The 18,436-nt window shown below is 61.3% G+C and carries 17 protein-coding genes; 6 read left to right on the forward strand and 11 right to left on the reverse strand.

What is annotated here, in order from left to right:
* Positions 1-199: 199 nt before the first annotated feature.
* Entirely contained in the window at positions 200-2,317 is a 2,118-nt protein-coding gene (locus tag U5A65_RS05040; protein WP_321934782.1) for a serine/threonine protein kinase, read from the forward strand.
* 72 nt (positions 2,318-2,389) lie between these two features.
* Here the strand turns inward: U5A65_RS05040 and U5A65_RS05045 are convergent, their stop codons facing one another.
* The 6 genes from U5A65_RS05045 to U5A65_RS05065 form a co-directional block, all read right to left on the reverse strand.
* Positions 2,390-3,085, reverse strand: coding sequence for a phosphatase PAP2 family protein (locus U5A65_RS05045; protein WP_321912246.1), 696 nt, complete (start codon positions 3,083-3,085; stop codon positions 2,390-2,392).
* Positions 3,086-3,337: 252 nt separating this feature from the next.
* Entirely contained in the window at positions 3,338-3,739 is a 402-nt protein-coding gene (locus tag U5A65_RS40925; RefSeq protein WP_415764167.1) for a DUF1488 family protein, read from the reverse strand.
* 147 nt (positions 3,740-3,886) lie between these two features.
* Entirely contained in the window at positions 3,887-4,384 is a 498-nt protein-coding gene (locus tag U5A65_RS05050) for a hypothetical protein (protein ID WP_321911840.1), read from the reverse strand.
* 513 nt (positions 4,385-4,897) lie between these two features.
* Positions 4,898-5,614 (reverse strand): pentapeptide repeat-containing protein, encoded by a 717-nt coding sequence (locus U5A65_RS05055; RefSeq protein WP_321945644.1) that lies wholly within the window; start codon positions 5,612-5,614, stop codon positions 4,898-4,900.
* Between the two features lie 185 nt (positions 5,615-5,799).
* The gene (locus tag U5A65_RS05060; protein WP_321945645.1) at positions 5,800-6,726 is read right to left on the reverse strand and encodes a pyridoxal-phosphate dependent enzyme; all 927 of its coding nucleotides are present in this window, start codon (positions 6,724-6,726) and stop codon (positions 5,800-5,802) included.
* Between the two features lie 126 nt (positions 6,727-6,852).
* Positions 6,853-7,662, reverse strand: a complete 810-nt coding sequence (locus U5A65_RS05065) for an AraC family transcriptional regulator (protein ID WP_321911837.1) — start codon at positions 7,660-7,662, stop codon at positions 6,853-6,855.
* 276 nt (positions 7,663-7,938) lie between these two features.
* Here U5A65_RS05065 and U5A65_RS05070 point away from each other — a divergent pair, with 276 nt between their 5' ends.
* Both U5A65_RS05070 and U5A65_RS05075 read left to right on the forward strand, forming a co-directional pair.
* Entirely contained in the window at positions 7,939-9,156 is a 1,218-nt protein-coding gene (locus U5A65_RS05070) for a DUF6136 family protein (protein ID WP_321945892.1), read from the forward strand.
* A gap of 11 nt (positions 9,157-9,167) precedes the next feature.
* Complete coding sequence (locus U5A65_RS05075) at positions 9,168-9,791, forward strand: ABC transporter ATP-binding protein (protein ID WP_321945646.1); 624 nt, start codon at positions 9,168-9,170, stop codon at positions 9,789-9,791.
* Between the two features lie 238 nt (positions 9,792-10,029).
* Here U5A65_RS05075 and U5A65_RS05080 read toward each other — a convergent pair whose 3' ends face one another.
* Positions 10,030-10,296 carry a hypothetical protein gene (locus U5A65_RS05080; RefSeq protein WP_321945647.1) on the reverse strand — a complete coding sequence of 89 codons (267 nt, stop codon included), beginning with the start codon at positions 10,294-10,296 and terminating at the stop codon, positions 10,030-10,032.
* A 121-nt stretch (positions 10,297-10,417) separates the two neighbouring features.
* On the opposite strand from U5A65_RS05080, the gene U5A65_RS05085 reads away from it, so the two are divergent.
* Complete coding sequence (locus U5A65_RS05085) at positions 10,418-10,948, forward strand: isochorismatase family protein (protein ID WP_321934786.1); 531 nt, start codon at positions 10,418-10,420, stop codon at positions 10,946-10,948.
* A gap of 155 nt (positions 10,949-11,103) precedes the next feature.
* Here the strand turns inward: U5A65_RS05085 and U5A65_RS05090 are convergent, their stop codons facing one another.
* On the reverse strand, positions 11,104-12,333 hold the full coding sequence (locus U5A65_RS05090; RefSeq protein ID WP_321934787.1) for an MFS transporter: 1,230 nt from the start codon (positions 12,331-12,333) through the stop codon (positions 11,104-11,106).
* Positions 12,334-12,445: 112 nt separating this feature from the next.
* On the reverse strand, positions 12,446-13,366 hold the full coding sequence (locus tag U5A65_RS05095) for a LysR substrate-binding domain-containing protein (RefSeq protein WP_321945648.1): 921 nt from the start codon (positions 13,364-13,366) through the stop codon (positions 12,446-12,448).
* Positions 13,367-13,461: 95 nt separating this feature from the next.
* On the opposite strand from U5A65_RS05095, the gene U5A65_RS05100 reads away from it, so the two are divergent.
* A complete protein-coding gene (locus U5A65_RS05100) occupies positions 13,462-14,463 on the forward strand; it encodes an alpha/beta fold hydrolase (RefSeq protein ID WP_321934789.1) in 1,002 nt (333 codons plus the stop codon).
* An 82-nt stretch (positions 14,464-14,545) separates the two neighbouring features.
* On the opposite strand, the gene U5A65_RS05105 is transcribed toward U5A65_RS05100, so the two are convergent.
* Positions 14,546-15,919 carry an LLM class flavin-dependent oxidoreductase gene (locus U5A65_RS05105; RefSeq protein WP_321934790.1) on the reverse strand — a complete coding sequence of 458 codons (1,374 nt, stop codon included), beginning with the start codon at positions 15,917-15,919 and terminating at the stop codon, positions 14,546-14,548.
* Between the two features lie 85 nt (positions 15,920-16,004).
* Positions 16,005-16,130: a hypothetical protein gene (locus U5A65_RS05110; protein WP_321911823.1), complete on the reverse strand. Its 126-nt coding sequence runs from the start codon at positions 16,128-16,130 to the stop codon at positions 16,005-16,007.
* Between the two features lie 446 nt (positions 16,131-16,576).
* Between U5A65_RS05110 and U5A65_RS05115 the strand changes: the two genes are divergently transcribed.
* A complete protein-coding gene (locus U5A65_RS05115; protein ID WP_321945649.1) occupies positions 16,577-18,370 on the forward strand; it encodes a radical SAM protein in 1,794 nt (597 codons plus the stop codon).
* Positions 18,371-18,436: the final 66 nt, after the last annotated feature.

Below are 18,436 nucleotides of genomic sequence, written 5' to 3' on the forward strand. Positions count from 1 at the left end.
GGGTGACGGGCGCGCGCCTTCTGAGATCACAGTGAGCGCAGAATTGGCGGCGACTCTGTATGCTTTAAGGATGACGAGACCACGTTGCAGCGGGCTCGAACGAGATCGGGGCATGCAGCCGGATGCGGCGCAATCGTGCGCCGCGAACCGGTGACGAAAAGCGCCTCGGCCATCCTGAAGCTGAGTTGAAGGCATACGAATGATGAGCCTTGCGCAGCTGATCCAGACATTCCAGAGCGGGGCGCTTTCACGCGACGCGTTCTTCGCCGAGATCGACCACGTGCTCGCGGTCGACGCGGCCAATTGTGCTCGTCTGCGCGAAGCGGTGGACGCGACGCAGACCGTCCATCCGCTGCCCGACGCCGTGTATGCCGAGGTCCTGCGCCGCATCGAACATCGCCAGGAAAACACCGGGCCGGTGGACGACTCCACGCGCATTCACGAAGCCCTCGCTGCTGCGCGTTCTGCCACGACGGGCGACGACTCCGAGCACGTGAAGGGCATTGGCGACACGCTCAACGGGCGCTTCGTGCTCGAAGAGTGCCTGGGCGTGGGCGGCATGGGCACCGTCTACAAGGCGCTCGATTTACGCAAGCTCGAAGCTTCGGACCGCAAACCTTATATCGCGATCAAGGTGCTGAACGTGCAGTTTCGCGGCCAGCCGACTTCGCTGATCGCACTGCAACGCGAGGCCCGCAAGGCGCAGACGCTCGCGCACCGCAATATCGTCACGGTGTACGACTTCGACCGTGACGGTCCGCTCGTGTACCTCACGATGGAATATCTGTCCGGCAAGCCGCTCAGCAAGCTGTTGCGCGCGCCGGGTTTCGCGGGCATGTCGTTCGATAAGGCGCGGCCGATCATTGCCGGCATGGGGCAGGCGCTCGCTTATGCGCATGAGCGCGGCTTCGTGCATTGCGACTTCAAGCCCGCCAACGTTTTCCTCACCGATGGCGGCGATGTCAAAGTGATCGACTTCGGCATTGCGCGCGTATTCCAGCGTCCCGAAGAAGATCCCGACGTTACCGTATTCGATCCCGCGACGCTTGGCGGCATCACGCCCGCCTATGCGAGCCCGGAAATGTTCGAGCATCGCGAGCCCGACCCGCGCGACGATATCTATGCGCTCGCCTGCGTGACCTATGAACTGTTGACGGGCAAGCATCCATTCAACCGGAAATCGGCTACCCAGGCACGCAGCGAGAAGATGCGCGCCGAGCGGCCGCCGGCGCTCGATCGCGGTCAATGGCGCACGCTGAGCGCAGCGCTTTCGTTTGACCGCGCGTCACGCACCGCGAGCGTCAATCAGTTTCTCGAGGGCATGGGCGTGCTCGCGCATGCGCACGCGTTCCCCGCCGCCCGGGCTGGCGCCGTTGGCGTGGGGGCCATCGTGGTCGCTGCGGGGTTGTGGGCCGGGTACCGCGTGCTTTCCGGACACGAGCAAACGGGTGCCAAATCCTCCGTGGCCGCTATCTCCACCAGCGTCACCAGCACTCCCGCTAGCGCAACAAAGCCGGTTGCGGAAGCGGCTGCCTCGCCGGTGCTTGCTGCCGCGCCTGCGGCTGTGGCCGCTAGCGTGCCTGCCGTGAGCGCGGTTGCAGCCGCTGCCTCTCCCGCGTCGAGCGCCCCGGTGGCCGACGCCGCTTCGGTCGCCGCGTTGAACGCGACGCTTGCACGCATTCCGTGCTCCGCGCTTGCTGCGTCGCTGCCCGGGCAAGCGATCCAGGTGCGTGGCTTTGCCAATGCCGGCGAGAACATGGCGCACCTGCATGACGCGCTCGCGCAAACGCCAGGCGGGCAGGCTGCGAAACTCGATGTGACCGCGGTGGAGAACCACAACTGCGAAGTCGTGAGCGCATTCGCGCCGTATTGGCGCGCCAATCATCTGGCCGGCGGCGGGGCGTCGATCCATACCCAGCCGCTCGACGCGCACCTTACGCAGGGCATGCCGCTCATCGTCGATATCACCACGCCGCATTACGACTCATACGTCAACGTGGATTACTTCGCGCTCGACGGCAGTGTCGTGCATCTGGTTCCCAGCAATGTCGAGCGCGACAACCAGGCACCGCCCGGGTTCTCGGCCAAGGTCGGTGGGTCGGGGTACTGGCTCGTGGACAAGCCATTCGGCACGGAGATGATCGTTTTGTTGATCACGCCCGCGCCGTTGTTCGACGGGCTGCGTCCTGCTTCCGAGTCTCGCTCGGCCTACCTTGCGGCGGTTGAGCAGCAGCTCAAGAAGATGGAAGCGCGTTATGGCGCGGGGCATATCGCTGCTGATTTTGTACAGATCACAACGCACGCGCGAAATGATTGATGTGCGAGTGTGTGATCTTCCCTCGTCCGATTTGTATTAAGAACATGGCAGTCCGAACAAAGCCTGAATCCGTCAGCTCGCGGTATGAAGTACCGAATGGGCAAGCCGCAGAAGATCGTCGAACTGCGTGACCAGCTCGAAACAAAGCATAAATCCGAGCGCCACAGCAGGACCGGGATAACGCATGATGTAGCGCATCGCGGGTTTGACCGTGCGCCTGCGCACGGCTCTGCGCGTCATGATCCAGGTAATGACGATGCCGATCAGGGCGCCGGCGATCAGATCAGTCGGGTAGTGATAACCCAGATACGCGCGCGGAAAGCACACGAATACCGCGACGGCCAAAAACGCCAGCATGCCAATGCCCCGCCACACGATGAAGATGCCCGTGGCTACCGCCATCCAGAGCATGGCGTGATCGCTCGGAAAGGAACTCCAGTTCATCAGCCCGGCGAACTGCACCGGCGACGAGGCGAAATGCAGATGGAGCTCCGGCGTGAATAGCGGCCGCTCCCTGAACGGCAGGCAGCGCGCCAGCAGGCGTCCCGCCGCGAGTGCGATCAGGGCGCTCGCCAACGTGGCGAGCACGATCTCACGGCGCCAGCCGCGCCGCTCGTTCGGCTGGACCCAGATCCACCACAGCAGCGGAATCAGCAGGTAACCCTTGAAGGTATAGAGGTCGGCAATGACGACGATTGCATGATTGACCTGGGGAGAAAACTGGAGTTGGGTGAGGGCTCCCAGAATGACGGTATCGAAGCTGTTCATTATTGTGGCCATCCCGCAGATGAATTCGTGAGAAAGGCGGTCTCGAACAGAATCCTCAACCGCCTCCGCGCCACATACGCAAGGCGTTCTTCGTTGTATTTTTCTGGCCAGCACGCGGTGAAGGCAGTTCGTAGCAGTGAGTTGCTGCGATGCAGCTTCAACCGTCCGTGTTGCGCACCTTCGATCGCACTGCAGTGCGTCAAGGATTCAGCGGCTTTCGCGGTCACTGACCTTTCGTTGTGAAGCGCGCTCTTACCTTGGCGCACCTCCCGCTTCGCGAACGTACCTGACCGCGGGCATGCGCGCGCGTGTGCCTGGCGTATCGTCGTGTCGGACAGTTTCTACGATACCCCTGTTGCGGCTGATGTCTACTTCGGTCATTCCCGGCTTTTGGAGGCAGTCGCGCAGGAACAGCTGGCAGCGTCCAGCAGACAGACGATGCGGAAGAATTTGTCTTGTGATTGATTCGATCTCCTTTCTATATGTTGCGAAGGCAGCCAGCAGGCCGGCGCGACCCGAGCGCGCACGAAAATATTCTTCAAGCGCCTCCGGAGATATTTCACACGTGACTATTGCGCCGTCGACGAGGGCGCGATACCGGACCGTGCCGCTCGCATAGTAGTAGGCATCTTCATCTGGAAATTGTATGAGCACGATGGCTTACCTCACTGAATTCCGAGCCTGCGTTCAAGCAACCGGTGTTCCGCACTCTTCTGACGAAGCCGGTGAATTTGCATCATGCGTGCGCAGGTTGAATCGAAATCAATTCTCAAATCGTTTGCATCGATTGATGGGGCCGCGCTAGTTGTTCTGATCGGATGACGCGCCGCTGCTGTGGGGAGGGGACAGCGGTCCGTAGCGAAGATGCTGCGCCACCGAAATGGGGACTTTGGGCGAGAACATGCCCGCGATCGTGAGCGCGTAGACGATCGCGGCGACGCCGGCCACAACGCGCACGGGTCGTGCGACTGCCGAATGGCCAACGACGATGTTGAGGTAGAACCAGATGCCGAGCAATGCGAGCAATAGCAGACGCGGCATGGGCTTCCAGCCGTCGTGCCCGACTTCGATGATAGACCACACGAGTGCGGCGACAAGCGTAAAGAAGAGGCTCCAGAGTCCCGCCGATCGGCTTCGGACCATCAGGGTGCCCGAGCCGATCAGTGCGAGTCCGGTGACGACGTAGTAGGGCGTGGAACCCATTGCGACGAGCCAGCCGCCAAGCACGGCGAAAGCAGCGCCCACCAGCACCAGGGCCTCGCCCGTCTCGGCAGGAGACGTCTCGTGTCGGTTCGACATAGAAGAGCCCCCGCTCATGCAAATGTCTGGCAATCGGCGTTCACGACAACGCGCTTCGTTTGTGATGCAAGCGCTGTACCCTCTGGAGTGCGTGGAAAATCTGCATGCCTCGTGCAAACGCGGGGACGTTATTCGTTTGATGTATAGCGCTACGCTTGGGTCTCAGGCCGCAAACGAAGTTACATCCAACTATAGGCGCGCGGCGCGCCTCTACAGTGGCGTGTATGGTAAGAAATTATTGCGTTACATTTCGATTACAAATCAACCATATGAACTAATCTGCAGCGCAAAACGCAGATGAAATGACGAAATTGGCGTTGACATATCTACGAGAAATCTGTGTAGAAATAGTGTGCGGCGCGTCACTTTTCTTGAATCGAAATCAAAATGCGAATGGTGATGCCGCGAGTTGCGCACTGGCTGGCACGCTTGCTTTCGGCGCAATGGAGGTGCCTGCCAGGCGTTGCACTGGCACTGGTGATAAACGGCCGGCGGGTGCCGGCCTTCGCTGCCTTACATCACCCGCACTCCGCAGTCGCCGATCAGCATGACGGCTTGATCGACGGAGAGGATCGTGCCTTTAAGATGTTGCAGCACGTCGGAGAGACGCAAACCACTTAGGTCTACAGAGCGTAGATCCGCGCCGTCGAAGCGGCTGTTTCGCAGTTGCGCGTTGCGCAAGCTGCCGCCTTCGAAAACAGTGTCGCGAAAGTCGCAGTCGGACAGATCCGCATCGGAGAAATTCAACGCCTCGAGTGTTTGCTTGCGAAACGAGAGCCCCCGCAGATCTGCGCCAACGAGCAGGGAATCGTGGAGGCTGAGCCCCAGTGTACGGGCGTCGACAAAGCGGGCGCCTGTGAGCTTGACCTCAGTGAACGCCGCCGACGCGAGTTTCGAGCCTGTCCAGTCGGTATTGTTGAGATCGCTCCGGCAAAAGCGCGCGTCACTCACATTCGCGTAGCGAAACCTTGCGGCAGCGCACTTGCACGCCAGCCAGCGGGTTCTTGTGAGTTCGCAGTGCTCCATGAGGGCGTGCTCGAAGTTGCACTGAGAGAAGCGGGCGGCTCGCAGATCAAGACTGGAAAGATCTTCGCCGCTGAAATTGCAGTGCTCGAACGTCGGACCGTCGCCGCATTCTCGAAGCAGGCGGGTCAGCGCTTCGCGGTCGAAGGTCAATCCGCTGAACAGCGCTCCTTCCACGTTTGACGGCTCATTGGTGTTGCTGCGCATCTGGGCAGACTCCTCGTCTGGAGGGGGCGCAGCGTCTTCTCCTCAGCGCGTCCCCTCAACTTGATGAAAGTAAGGTTGACGCCGCGGCATATCTAGAACCCAATCACTGGGCGCAGGAGATACCAACCTGCGACTCTATTTTCGGCGGACAGGATTTTATCGTTTCCGCCGTTACATGCACAAGGTCATCGGCGCTCTGCCTTGCCTGCCCATGCACGAATCTGATCGATGGTAGCCGTCGCGCCGCCGCATACGACAACCAGAATCTTCTTGTAACTGGCCAACGCCGGATGCCTGTCGTAAGCGACGGAGAGTGCCGCGCCGCAAGCCGGCTCGACCAGAATGCGGTGATCAGCAAGAAAGCGCTCGCACGCAGCGAGTGCGCTGAAGTCCGACACGACGAGGCTGTGTACAGGGTGCACGCGTGCGCAATGTAACGCCTGTTCGCACACCCGCTTGGCGCCGAGCGACGTGGCAATGCTCGAGATACACGGTAGCTCCACCGTATGTCCGGCTTCGAGCGCGGCATGGAACGAAGCGGCGCCTTCGGTTTCGACAGCCAACACGGGCACATCGTGCCAATGATTGCGCTGCAGGCCCTCTACGACGCCGGAAAGCAGCCCGCCGCCGCCCACGGAAAGCAACACGGCGTCCGGCTTGAAGCGGGCTTGGGCAACCTCATCGATCATCGAGGCATGGCCGTGCCATAACAGCGGATCGTCGAAGGGATGCAGGAACGCGTCGGTTGCTCCGAGCAGCGTCTGTGCAAACTGGTTCGCCTCTTGCCAGGAACTGCCGTGCACCACGACCTCGGCGCCCTCCAGGCGGAGCAGTTCCTTCGCGCGCTCCGTTGTCGTTTGCGGTACCACTACGGCAACAGGAATGCCCAGACGTCGACCCGCATAAGCAACGGCAAGACCCGCATTGCCCCCGGAGGACGAAACGAAACGCTGCGCGCCACGGCTTCGATGAACGGCGCACGCGTGGCCGATGCCCCGGATCTTGAATGATCCACACGGTTGCAACGCGTCGAGCTTGAGCCACACGGATTGTTCACCGGGAACGCTCAAGGCGCGCGATTCCATCAAAGGGGTCTCGAAGTGCAGTTTCATTGTGGCGGGCTTCCAGGTTTGCGTTCGGAACACCAGATGCCGAACGGACTTCTGCTGATGCTATAGAGGCAGGGCGAGACTGGCTTGTAAAAAATTGACGCGCAGAGTGAGCACTCGCGCGTCGACTCAGTAAGCGGACGGGGCCACGCCAAAGGCTTGCCGGAACGCCCTGTTGAAATGGCTTTGGTCGTAAAACCCGACGCCGTGGGCGACTTCGGCAATGGTTCGTTTGCCCGCTGCCAACAAGGCGCAAGCCTGTTCCAGGCGCAAACGAAGCAGCCACGCATGAGGCGTCATGCCTACGGTCTGCTTGAATCGCCGCAAAAAATGAAAACGCCCCAGACCACACAAGGCGGCCAATTCGTCGAGGGTGATCTTCTCGGCCAGATGGGACAGGCAATAGTCATTGAGCCGCTGCCAATGCATTGGAGAGAGCGTCCCTTTAGCGGCCGTCGGCCCGATCGCGCCGGACCGGTTGAACAGGCAATACAGCAGTGAAAGCCATTCCGACTGTAAAGACAGCGACGAAGCGTCGGGCGACAACTGCATCGCATCGTGAAGCTGCAGTAATTGCGCGGCCAGCGTCGGATCCTCGATCATCATGCTTTTCAGCTCGGGCTCGCGAGCCGAGTCCGTCAGCTCGGTCGCGACACCTTGCAGCAGGTCTCGGGACAGTCTGAATGTCTTCAGCGTATAAGCGTTGCCGCATTCCCCGGCGCCATCATGGACCTCGCCGGGTGGCATCAAGGAAATGCGACCTGGCCCGAGCAAGACCGCGCCTGCGTTCACGCATTGGCGCTGAATCCCTTCGGTTACGAGCCCGACGTGATAGTCAAGGTGATAGTGCCGGTCGAAACGGAACGCCTTGAAACGCCCAGCGCCGAGAACGAGTCCCGGAAGGCCGGCGAGCCGCTTGTACTCCACACCATCGCTCATTGCAGATCACAAAATCACTATTGCGCCAGATTGAAGGGGCGCACCAGACTCAATGCGTCGAGGCGCTTGCTGGTGCGGCACGACGAGTATATGTCAGCGCCGAGGCCATTCTGGCAATGAAATAAAAATGAAAGTTAAGCGTTGGCGCGGTTGTTGCATCGCAGCCGACGTGGCACGATAACGGGTCTGTCCAGTTCACGGTTTCGCGACTGCCCTAATGGAATTAACGGAATCAAGAGAATTAAGGGAAGTCGAAAAAGGGACGTTGGAAACATGATGTTGTCTTGCCGACTGCGGTGGTATGCCCTCGCGACATCGCGCATGTTGCGCAGACATTGGCAGGCGCTGTCGCTCTCAGTCCTGTTGTTGCTGCCGGCAATGCCCGTGTTTGCCCAGAGCCAGATTCTGGGCGCGCCGGTACTCGCGGCTCTCGCGCCCTCGCATGGCATGGAATGGCGGTTCGTCTGGGTGCACATGCTCGAAGCGGCGGGTATGTTGTGGGTGCTTGCGCAACGTGCCGCCATCACAGGCGGGACGTTCGCCACTTTCTTCGCTTCGTTGCCCACACCCAATTTCCACCGCCGCGCCGTCGACATCGCCGTCGTGCTCGTCGCGAGTACGCCGCTGCTTCTGCCCGTGCTCGGCGCCACGGTCGCGCTGGCCTTTCTGCCGCAGAAGGCCGCGAACTACCTGTTCGTTCTCGATCTGCTTCTAATTACGCTGGGATGGCAACTGACGGTGCTCTCGCGCAGCGCTCGTCACGCGGCGCTGTTGGTCGTCGCCAATATCATCCTCGTCGGCGCGTTGGAGGCGGGCGAAACGACAAAGCAGGCGCTGCTGGTCTTGCCCTTGCTGCTCGCGGCGTTCGTGATCGTCCGTACGCCGGCTGCTTCGACTCCGTGGCCCATGTGGTCTTGCGCGCTCTCTCGACGCGTCATGAGTTGCGTACGCGTCAATCTCGGCCAGCGGCTTTCGCCCGTGACCAGGCTGCAAGCCGGTATTGTTTGGGATCGCGGCGCAGGTGTCTTCGCGCGCTATCTGGTGATGGGTGCGGTTACGGCCTCCACCTGCTTCCTGCTTCGACTCTGGAATTTCGACGCCCGCGCGGTACCCCTGACAGTGATTTCACAGGCCGCGATTGCGCTGGTCGCTGCGACGACCTATCGCGATTTGCGAGCGGCTCACCTTCGTGCAGAGCACTTCACACGATCGTTGCCTATTGCAGCAGCGGCGCGGCTGCGTGCCGATATGCTGACCGTCGCCGCGCTGGCGCTGCCATTAGCATGCATGGTGCCGCTGCTGCTGGTCGCGCACGGTGTTTTGCCGCTGTGGCCTGCGGCGGCTCTCCTGGGGTTGACGGCGCCGCTGCTTGCCCTGCTGTATTTCCCGCAACGCTACGCCGCCCGGCAATCCGTTTTGCTCGGCACCATGCTGGCCGCGATGTGGGTCGCTGCCGTCTGGCGTGCCTGGCGCGTCTGGCATTCGCTTATTTGATTGATTCCACCATGCTTCGATTCGAAAACCTCAGCAAACGCTTTGGCGAGCGCGTTATCTTCCAGGGGCTGCATCACGATTCCAGCGCGGGATGCGTGGCGCTATGCGATGAAAACGGTAGCGGCAAGTCCACCTTGCTCGGCATCCTTGCCGGCGTGATCGACGCCGACGAAGGGGAGGTCTGGCTGGGCGGCCATTCGCTGCGTAGCGCGCCGCTCGAGGCGAAATCCGCCCTGGCGTACGTGCCCGACGACTGCATGGCGTATCCGTTTCAAACCGGCCGCGCGTTTCTGGAACTCGTGGCGTCGACTAAGAAGACAGCCGTCGACGCGCGCACGCTCGATCTCGCGGACCGCTTTGGCCTCACGCCGCACCTGGAGAAGCGCTTCGAGCAGATGTCGCTCGGCACGCGCAAAAAGTTCTTCCTGACAGCGACGACACTGGGCGAACCCGCTGTCGTTATCGCGGACGAACCGGGCAACGGGCTCGACGCCGCCGCGCGCGCGGTTCTCATCGATCTATTCAAGGATCTGGCCAGGAAGAGCGCAGTCTTCTTTTCGAGCCACGATTTGCGGCTTGCGCGAGCGTGCGAGGCGACCGTCACCAGTTTTGCCGACCTGGGTATGGCTGTGTGAGCGCGAACGCACTCGGCGCGCGATCGCGAGTGTCAGAACGTCGAAGCGCTCTGAGTCAACGCAATCAGGTCGTTGGCCTCGCCACCCGGCGCTCCGAAACTGATCCGGATTCCGAAATATGGCGAGTTCGCGCCGTCCCGGAAAAACGCGCAGCCGCAACTCGAAAGCCCACTGTTTCCAGCGGGCTTCTATTCGAGCATCGACAGCGAACCGTCCGGCGGGACGGCGCGCGGGCTAGTTAGTGCCCATGCGCCTCGCGGAATCCGGCGTCCTTTTCGAGTTGGCGACCGTGAGTGCCAACATGGAATCCTGCTGAAATCACAAAGAGGACTCCGGCGAAAGGCCAGATATAGATTGCCAGCGAGAAGCAAAGCCAACACGCTTCTTGTGGCGGATACGCCTGGAGCGCCCAGACAAGACTGGCAACTGGCAACAGCATCAGACACAGCGCCGACCGGGTGAGAAAAGTGGCGGCTCTTGCTTTCTTTAGCGTCTCTGCTTGCATGCCTGGCTCCATAGGGAATGGCATTGGGATATAGAGTCGCACGGCGACCATTTGTCGCATACTTAGTAATATCCCTGACAGCTGCCATTGTGCGGAGCGCAATTTTCCAGAATGATTTGCAATGCTGCATAGCCATTCCGAATCGATCGTAGTTCTGATCGACTTGCAAACGAGACTGATGCCAGCGATTCACGAAAGCGCATCCGTTGTCGCTCAAGCCGTTCGCCTCGGTCGCATAGCCCGCGAGCTGGATGTTCCCGTTATCGGGACAGAGCAAAATCCAGACTCACTCGGCGAGAATGCGAAGGAAATAAAGGACCTTTGCACAATGACTGTTGCAAAGCACCATTTTGACGCGACAGCTGATGGATTGATAAACGCATTACCAAAAGGACGAACCCGAATCATCGTTGCGGGATGCGAAGCGCATGTCTGTGTGCTGCAAACGGCGATTGGTCTGCTGCAAGGCGGGCTATCGGTCACGCTCGCTATCGATGCGATGGGGTCGCGCAAAATCGTGGATAAAGAGGCGGCAATTACACGGCTGAATAAAGCGGGCGCGGACGTGGCGACGGTCGAGATGGTCGCGTTCGAGTGGTTGCGCTCGAGCCAGCACCCGCGATTCCGCGACATACTTCAGATGATCAAGTAATGCGCGCGCCGCCGCCCGTCATCGGCAAAATGTGGCGCCAGTGAGCAAGGCAAGCATCGTCTCAGGTGACAGATATTCGACCAGCGACCAGATAATTAGCGCTACGAATGGAACGGCCAGCATGACCTCCATGGCGCGCATGACCAACCTGCCGCTCACGAAGGTTGACCCGCGATCATGACGCGAGGCACGACCCGCTCGTCGTCGATCGGCAAGTGCATGACGCCGGCCAGGATGCCGAGCGCAATCGAGCCTTGCCAAAGCAGGTCGTAGCTGTGTGTCGCGTCGAATACCACGCCGCCGAGCCAGACGCCGAAGAAACTGCCGATCTGATGCCCGAGAAACACGAAGCCGAAGAGCGTCGAGATGTAGCGCACGCCGAACATCTGCGAAACGATCCCGCTCGTCAGCGGTACGGTGCCAAGCCACATGAAGCCCATCGCGAACGCAAACACATAAAGCGTGAGAGGCGAGAGTGGCAAGGCGAGGAACAGCACCATCACAGCCGCGCGCGCGAAGTAGATTCCCGAGAGCAGATATTTGCGGCGCAGAAAGCCGCCTGCGTAGCCGCATAGAAACGTGCCCGCCGTGTTGGCGAGCGCGATCAGTGCGAGCGCGAGGCTCGCTTCGCGTGCGCTCATGCCTTTGTCCAGCAAATAAGCGGGGAGGTGCGCGCCGATGAACGCGAGCTGGAAGCCACACGACAAGAAGCCCAGATTGAGCAGCCAGAAACCGCGGTGCGCAAACGCCTCTCTCATCGCGCGGCGCAGCGTGTCGTGCGAATCGGCGGCGCCGCTGCGCGCCATCGGCCGATCGCGCAGCCATGCTGCGAGCGGTGCGCTTGCGAGCATTACGGCGGCAAGCACGAGAATGGCCGTGACCCAGCCGAATCTGCCGATCATCCCTTGTGTGAGCGGCACGACGCAGAACTGGCCAAGGCCGCCGAACATGCCCGCTACGCTCAGCGCCCAACTGCGCTGATCGGCTGCGAAAAGCCGGGAAAGCGCGCCGTAGACCGCGCCGAACGCCGTTCCGGACAACGCAACGCCGAGCACCACGCCCACGCCGAACGTATAGACGCCCGGCGTTGCGCTCAGCGCCATCATCGCAAGGCCGAGCGCGTAGAGCAGGGCGCCCGCGAAAATCACACGCGCGGAGCCGAAGCGGTCGGAGATCATGCCGGTGAGCGGCTGCGCAATGCCCCACAGCAAGTTTTGCAGCGCTAGCGCGAGGCCGAACGTCTCACGCGACCAGCCGCGATCTAGCGTGACGGGCATCAGAAAAAGCCCTTGCACGTTGCGCACGCCCAGCGCCGCGCCCATCACCACGCCACCTGCAATCACGAGCAGCCAGCGGCGGCGCCATGCATCGTTTATTCCGGTCATCGTTCGCCTCCTCGCACTGGGCGCTTCGCTGTTGCGCAGCGTTGCGCCTAGTAGAGCGCGGGAAGGCGAGCCGGCTCAAGCAAGTTTTTCGCACGCTTCGCATGCGGCGCACTCATGCGATGTGGCTTTGGCGAGCCTGTTCGACGATCCAGTCGATGACGGCGCGCACGTCGTCGCGCGGGGTTTCGTCGGCCTGATGCAGCCAGTAGGCGTAGCCGGTCGGGCCCACGGCGCGCGCATTGCCGATGGCGGCGAGCCTGCCGTCGGCAAGCAGCGGCTGAACGAGCGCGAGCCGCCCGAGCGCGATGCCCCGGGCGGCAATGGCGGCCTGAATGACCTGATCGTACTGGTTGAAACGCAGCACGCCGCGTAGCGGTGCGCTGTCGAGGCCGCGCGCGGCGAGGTGGTCCGTCCAGCGAAGCATCGGGCGGCGCGCCCCTTCGAACTCGAGCAGCACGTGGCGCGCGAGCGTGGCCGCGTCGAGCTTCTTGACGTTCAACGACGGATGCGCGACCGGCAGCACGTATTCGTCGTACAGATGCACCGCGCGACTCGACGCCTCGGGCGCGATGCGCGCGGGTGCGTAGCGCAACGCGAGATCGATGCCTTCGGCGCGCAGATCGAGCACCTTCTCGGACGTCGCGATGCGCAGATCGATCTCGGGAAGCAGGCGTTGCAACTCGCCGATACGCGGTAGCAGCCAAAGGCCGGCAATCCCGATGCTGGCGGTGATCGTCACCGGCTGGCGTGTTTGCGGCGTGGCGAGCGCGCCGACGATCTCCTGCATCTGCTGTACCGCGCTGTCCGAAACGCGCAGCAGGCGCTCGCCCTCCGGCGTGAGCGAGATCGAACGATACCCACGGTTGAAGAGGCGCACGCCCAGCGCTGCTTCGAGCGCAGCGATCTGGCGGCTCACGGCGGATTGCGTCACGCACAGGTCGTCGGCGGCGAGCGTGATGCTCATGCGCCGGCCGACCGCCACGAAACCGCGAATGAGGTCGAGGGGAGGGAGTTTCACGAGCGGCACTGACATGCGTATTCCTCATGCGAAAGCTGCTGAAAGATTGATTGAGCCGGCGCGCAAGGTCAAGTGAAATCGATGCTCCGCTTACTTCATGGAGCACGTTCATGCATTCAGCCGATCCGGGCGAGACACGTCCTCTCGCTGTCGCCATCACCGCCGCAGATGGCTTTGTGCTCCGCGCTTATGTGTGGCGACGCCACGCGCGGCTGAGCGCCGACGAGTCGCGTCCCGTCGTCATCGTCAATTCGGCCACGTCGGTGCGCTGCCATTACTATTTCCGCTTCGGTGCGTGGCTGCACCAGCAGGGCTTCGACGTGCTGGTCTACGACTACCGCGGCATTGGTGCTTCACAGCCCGTTGCGCTCGCAACGCTCGATGCAAGCTGGCTGGAGTGGGGCGAACGCGATTGCGAAGCGGTGCTGCGTTACGTGCGCAGCACGTTCCCCGGGCAGCCAGTCGATGTCGTGGGCCATAGCATAGGCGGCTTCCTGATCGGGCTTGCGCCCTCGAATCACCTTGTGCGCCGTGTCTTCACCGTCGGCACGCAATACGCGTATTGGCGCGACTACGCGCCGCGCAGCATGCCGCTAATGCTCTGGAAATGGCACGTCGTCATGCCCGCTTTGACCTGCCTGAAGGGCTATTTCCCCGCATCGTGGTTCGGATGGATGGAGGACACGCCGCGCGGCGTTGTGAACATCTGGAGCCGGGGCCGCGCACGCTTTGAAGATACGCTTCGTAAGGGATCGCTCGAGCGCACGTCGCAAGAGCGCGCCGAAATCGTCGCCCGTTTTGGCGGTCTGCATGCGCCCATTCTTGCCGTCAGTTTCCCGGATGACCCGTTCGGCACGGTCCGGGCGATCGAACGCACGCTGCGATACTTCACGCATAGCGACTCGACGCATCTACGCATCACGCCCGCTTCAGTTGGCGAGCGCAGCATCGGGCACTTCGCATTTTTTCACTCGCGATTCGAACGCAGCCTGTGGCCCGTCGCGCGGCATTGGCTGACCGATGGCAAAGTGATTGCGGCGGCTCCAGCGACAACGCACACGAGTCCGAGTCATGTCATGCCTGTCGCCAGGCCGATTGGCACGCGCAAATAGGCTTGTGCAAAGAGCTAAAGTGCGTTTCAGAAGAACGCTGCACGAAGCGCAACGCCCAGGCGCTGCGCTTCGATGAGCACAATCAGGACGCCACGCGCAACGCGTCTTCCTGTTGCGTGGCGAAGCGGTTAACGGGGCGCGGCAAGCCAAGATGCTCGCGCAAGGTGCGCCCCGTATATTCGGTGCGAAAGAGTCCGCGCCGCTGCAATTCGGGCACCACGTACTGCGCGAATTCATTCAGGCCGCCCGGCAGCCACGGCGACATGATATTGAAGCCGTCGGCGCCTTCCTCCTCGTACCATTGCTGAAGCTGATCGGCAATGCTTTGTGGCGTGCCGATCACCTGTTGATGCCCGCGCGCCCCCGCAATGCGCAGATAAAGATCGCGGATGGTGAGGTTGTCACGCCGCGCGAGGTCGAGCAGCAAGCGTTGACGGCTCTTGCCGCCGTTGGTTTCCGGCAGGTCGGGCACGGGACCATCCACGGGGTACTGCGAGAGGTCGAGACCGCCCGACATGTTCGAGAGCAGTTGAAGTCCCACGCTCGGATGGATGAGCGCCTGCAATGCATCGAACTTCTCCTGCGCTTCTTCCTGCGTGCGGCCGATCACGGGGAAAATGCCCGGCATGATCTTGAGATGTTCGGGGCGGCGCCCATAACGCGCGAGCCGCCCCTTCACGTCGCGATAAAACTGCTTCGCCTCATCTAGCGTTTGATGCGCAACGAAGATCACTTCGGCGGTCTGCGCCGCGAGTTCCCTGCCGGCTTCGGAAGCGCCCGCTTGCACCACAACCGGCCAGCCTTGCGGCGAACGCGCGACGTTCAGCGGTCCGCGCACCTTGAAATGCTTGCCGCGATAGTCGAGCGTGTGCAGTTTCTGCGGGTCGAAGTAGATGCCGCTCGCCTTGTCGCGGATAAAGGCGTCGTCTTCCCAACTGTCCCAAAGGCCGGAGACCACGTCGTAGAACTCTTTCGCGCGCTCGTAGCGCACGGCGTGATCGAGATGCTTGTCGAGGCTGAAGTTGTGCGCTTCGGTTTCGGTGCTCGAAGTCACGAGATTCCAGCCCGAGCGTCCGCCGCTCAGATAGTCGAGCGAGGCGAATTTGCGGGCCACGTTGTAGGGCTCGTTGAACGAAGTCGACACCGTGGCGATGAGCCCGATGTGTTTCGTCACGACCGAAAGCGCGGAAAGCAGCGTGATCGGCTCGAAATGATCGGCGCGCGCGGTGCGCGAGAGCGAGGGTACATGGGTGTCGCGCACGCTCACGCTATCGGCGAAAAAGATCGCATCGAATTTGGCGCGCTCGGCCGTTTGCGCCAGTTCGGCGTAGTGCGCGAAATCGAGGCCGCCGGCTGCGTGTGCGTCGGGATGGCGCCACGCGGCGATATGGTGGCCCGTTTCCATCAGGAAGGCGCCGAGGCTCAATTGCCCAGGGCGTCGCGGTGCTGCGCTCATGTGTGCTCCTCGAATCGTGGTTGGCATTCGCTACGGAATGGGCTGCAAGGGTTCAATGCGCCCACGCGCTCTGCCGCGGATTCGGTCAGGCGGCCCGTGCCGCAAACCGCGTCGAGCCGTTGCAGACCGTATGAAACTGGCGAATGCCAGGCCGGTCGTATGCTTCGACGAGCGTGGCGCAATCGGGTTGAAGGCTGGGCGCGTTCGACATATCGTGATCCTGACCAAAATTTGGCAGGAGCATTCTTGCCGATCGGTTCTCTCACCACAAACAAGCAATTGAGCTATTCATAGTTGCGCGAGTGTGTTCGCGCGGCCAGGCGATGCGCGGCACGCTCTTTCCAGAGAGTCGCCGCGTCGGTTTGGTTCGTGTCGAATGGATGTCGGGCGGCGTCGTGCTCCAGCCGAAGACATGCTCGATGCATTTGTGCATGCGCGGGCTGATGGCGTAGCCGGCCGTGTCGTCGTTCTTGTCGGCCCCAACAGGATCGCAATCCTCGTAATCCCGCGTCTGCGGAATTGTAAACACAAAGGGCGGCCAGACAGGTAGGATGCGGGTTGTTGTGCTGTTTGCCAGTTTGCGATCCGACTCAGATTTTCTGAAGACGGACGACCTTCACGGTTTTGTGACTTCCAGACAGGGCTACAGAGCAGACCATGGACGCGATCTACTCGACTTCTGACAGCTGCCGATTCACCCTTGTCCTCATCAAGCCGACCCATTACGACGACGACGGCTACCCGATCCAGTGGCTCCGCTCGGTCATGCCTTCCAATACACTCGCGTGTATGTATGCGCTTGCTGATGACGCGCGAAACCGAGCGCTGCTGGGCCCTGGCGTCCATTTCGACATCGAGACATGCGACGAAACCAACCAGCGGGTGTGGCCGGCGCGCATCATTCGTGACCTGAAGGCAAAAGGCGGGAGATCGTTGATTGGTCTGGTCGGTGTCCAGTCGAACCAGTACCCGCGAGCACTCGACCTCGCCCGCCAGTTCCGTGATGCAGGCTTGCCGGTTGCGATCGGTGGTTTCCACGTTTCTGGCTGCATCTCCATGCTGCCCGACATGCCCGCTGAGCTTACGCAAGCGCAAGCAATGGGCGTGGCGCTCTTCGCTGGAGAGGCCGAGGAGCGGCGTTTCGACGAGGTCCTTCTCGACGCGTGGAATGATGCAATGAAGCCTTTGTATAATTTCATGAACGACTTACCGTCGCTCGAAGGCGCTCCCCAGCCCTTCTTGCCGCGCAAGCATATCGAACGCACGGCGGGGACCTATACCTCGGTGGACCTCGGTCGTGGTTGCCCGTATCAGTGCTCGTTTTGTACGATCATCAACGTGCAAGGCCACAAGAGCCGCTTTCGCACCCCTGACGATCTCGAGAAGATCATCCGCGAGAACGCGAAGCAGGGCATCGACCGGTTCTTCGTCACGGATGATAATTTCGCCCGCAACCACGACTGGGAAATCCTTCTCGACCGCGTCATCGAACTTCGGGAAAAGGAAGGCATTCACTGCGGCTTCACGATCCAGGTCGACACGCTCTGTCACAAGATTCCAGGTTTCATCGAGAAAGCAACGCGCGCGGGTGTGCGTCGCGTGTTCATCGGGCTGGAGAATATCAATCCCGAGAATCTGATCGCGGCGAAGAAGCGGCAGAACAAGATCACCGAATACCGCGCCATGCTGCAGCAGTGGCGCGTCCACGGCGCGATTACTTACGCCGGCTATATCATCGGATTCCCTGCGGACACGAAAGAATCGATCTTGCGTGACATCGAAATCATCAAGCGTGAATTGCCAATCGACATTCTCGAATTCTTCATGCTGACTCCGCTTCCGGGCTCCGAAGATCATCAAACGATGGTTCGCAACGGCGAGTGGATGGACCCGGACATCAACAAATACGACACCAACCACCGGGTCACGCACCACCCGAAAATGTCGGACGCTGAATGGGAAGAAGCGTATCGGTGCGCGTGGAGTGCGTTCTATTCGTACGAGCACATCCGCACGATCGTCAAGCGGGCAGCGCAGATCCCGAACGGCCGGCCGAAGACGATCATGCGCACCATCGCCTGGTTCAGACTGATGATCGAACACGAGGGTGTGCATCCGCTCGAAGGGGGCGCTCTGCGCATGAAACACCGCCGTGACCGCCGTTGGGGGCTGCCGGTCGAATCGCCGTTGCGCTTCTATCCGCGCTACTGGAGTGAGACCGCTGTCAAGCTGACAAGATATCTGCGCTTCTACCTCAGGACAGAGGCTACCCTCAGGAAGGTCATGAAGGCGCCGGATCGCTACGCCTACACGGATATCGCCATCACTCCGCTGCAGGAAGAGGAGTTCGAACAGCTTGGACTCTTTCACGCCACGAGCGGCGGCGAGGCGGCGCTCGCCGTCCACCACCGGCGTATTGCCATCCGGTCATCGGGCCCGTCTGCTGCGTGACGTCAACAGTGACGTCAACAGCGCGGCTCGAACAGAGCGGCGCGCGGCTATGACGCAATCGAACGA

This window comes from Paraburkholderia sp. J10-1 (assembly GCF_905220165.1).
Lineage (GTDB): Bacteria > Pseudomonadota > Gammaproteobacteria > Burkholderiales > Burkholderiaceae > Paraburkholderia.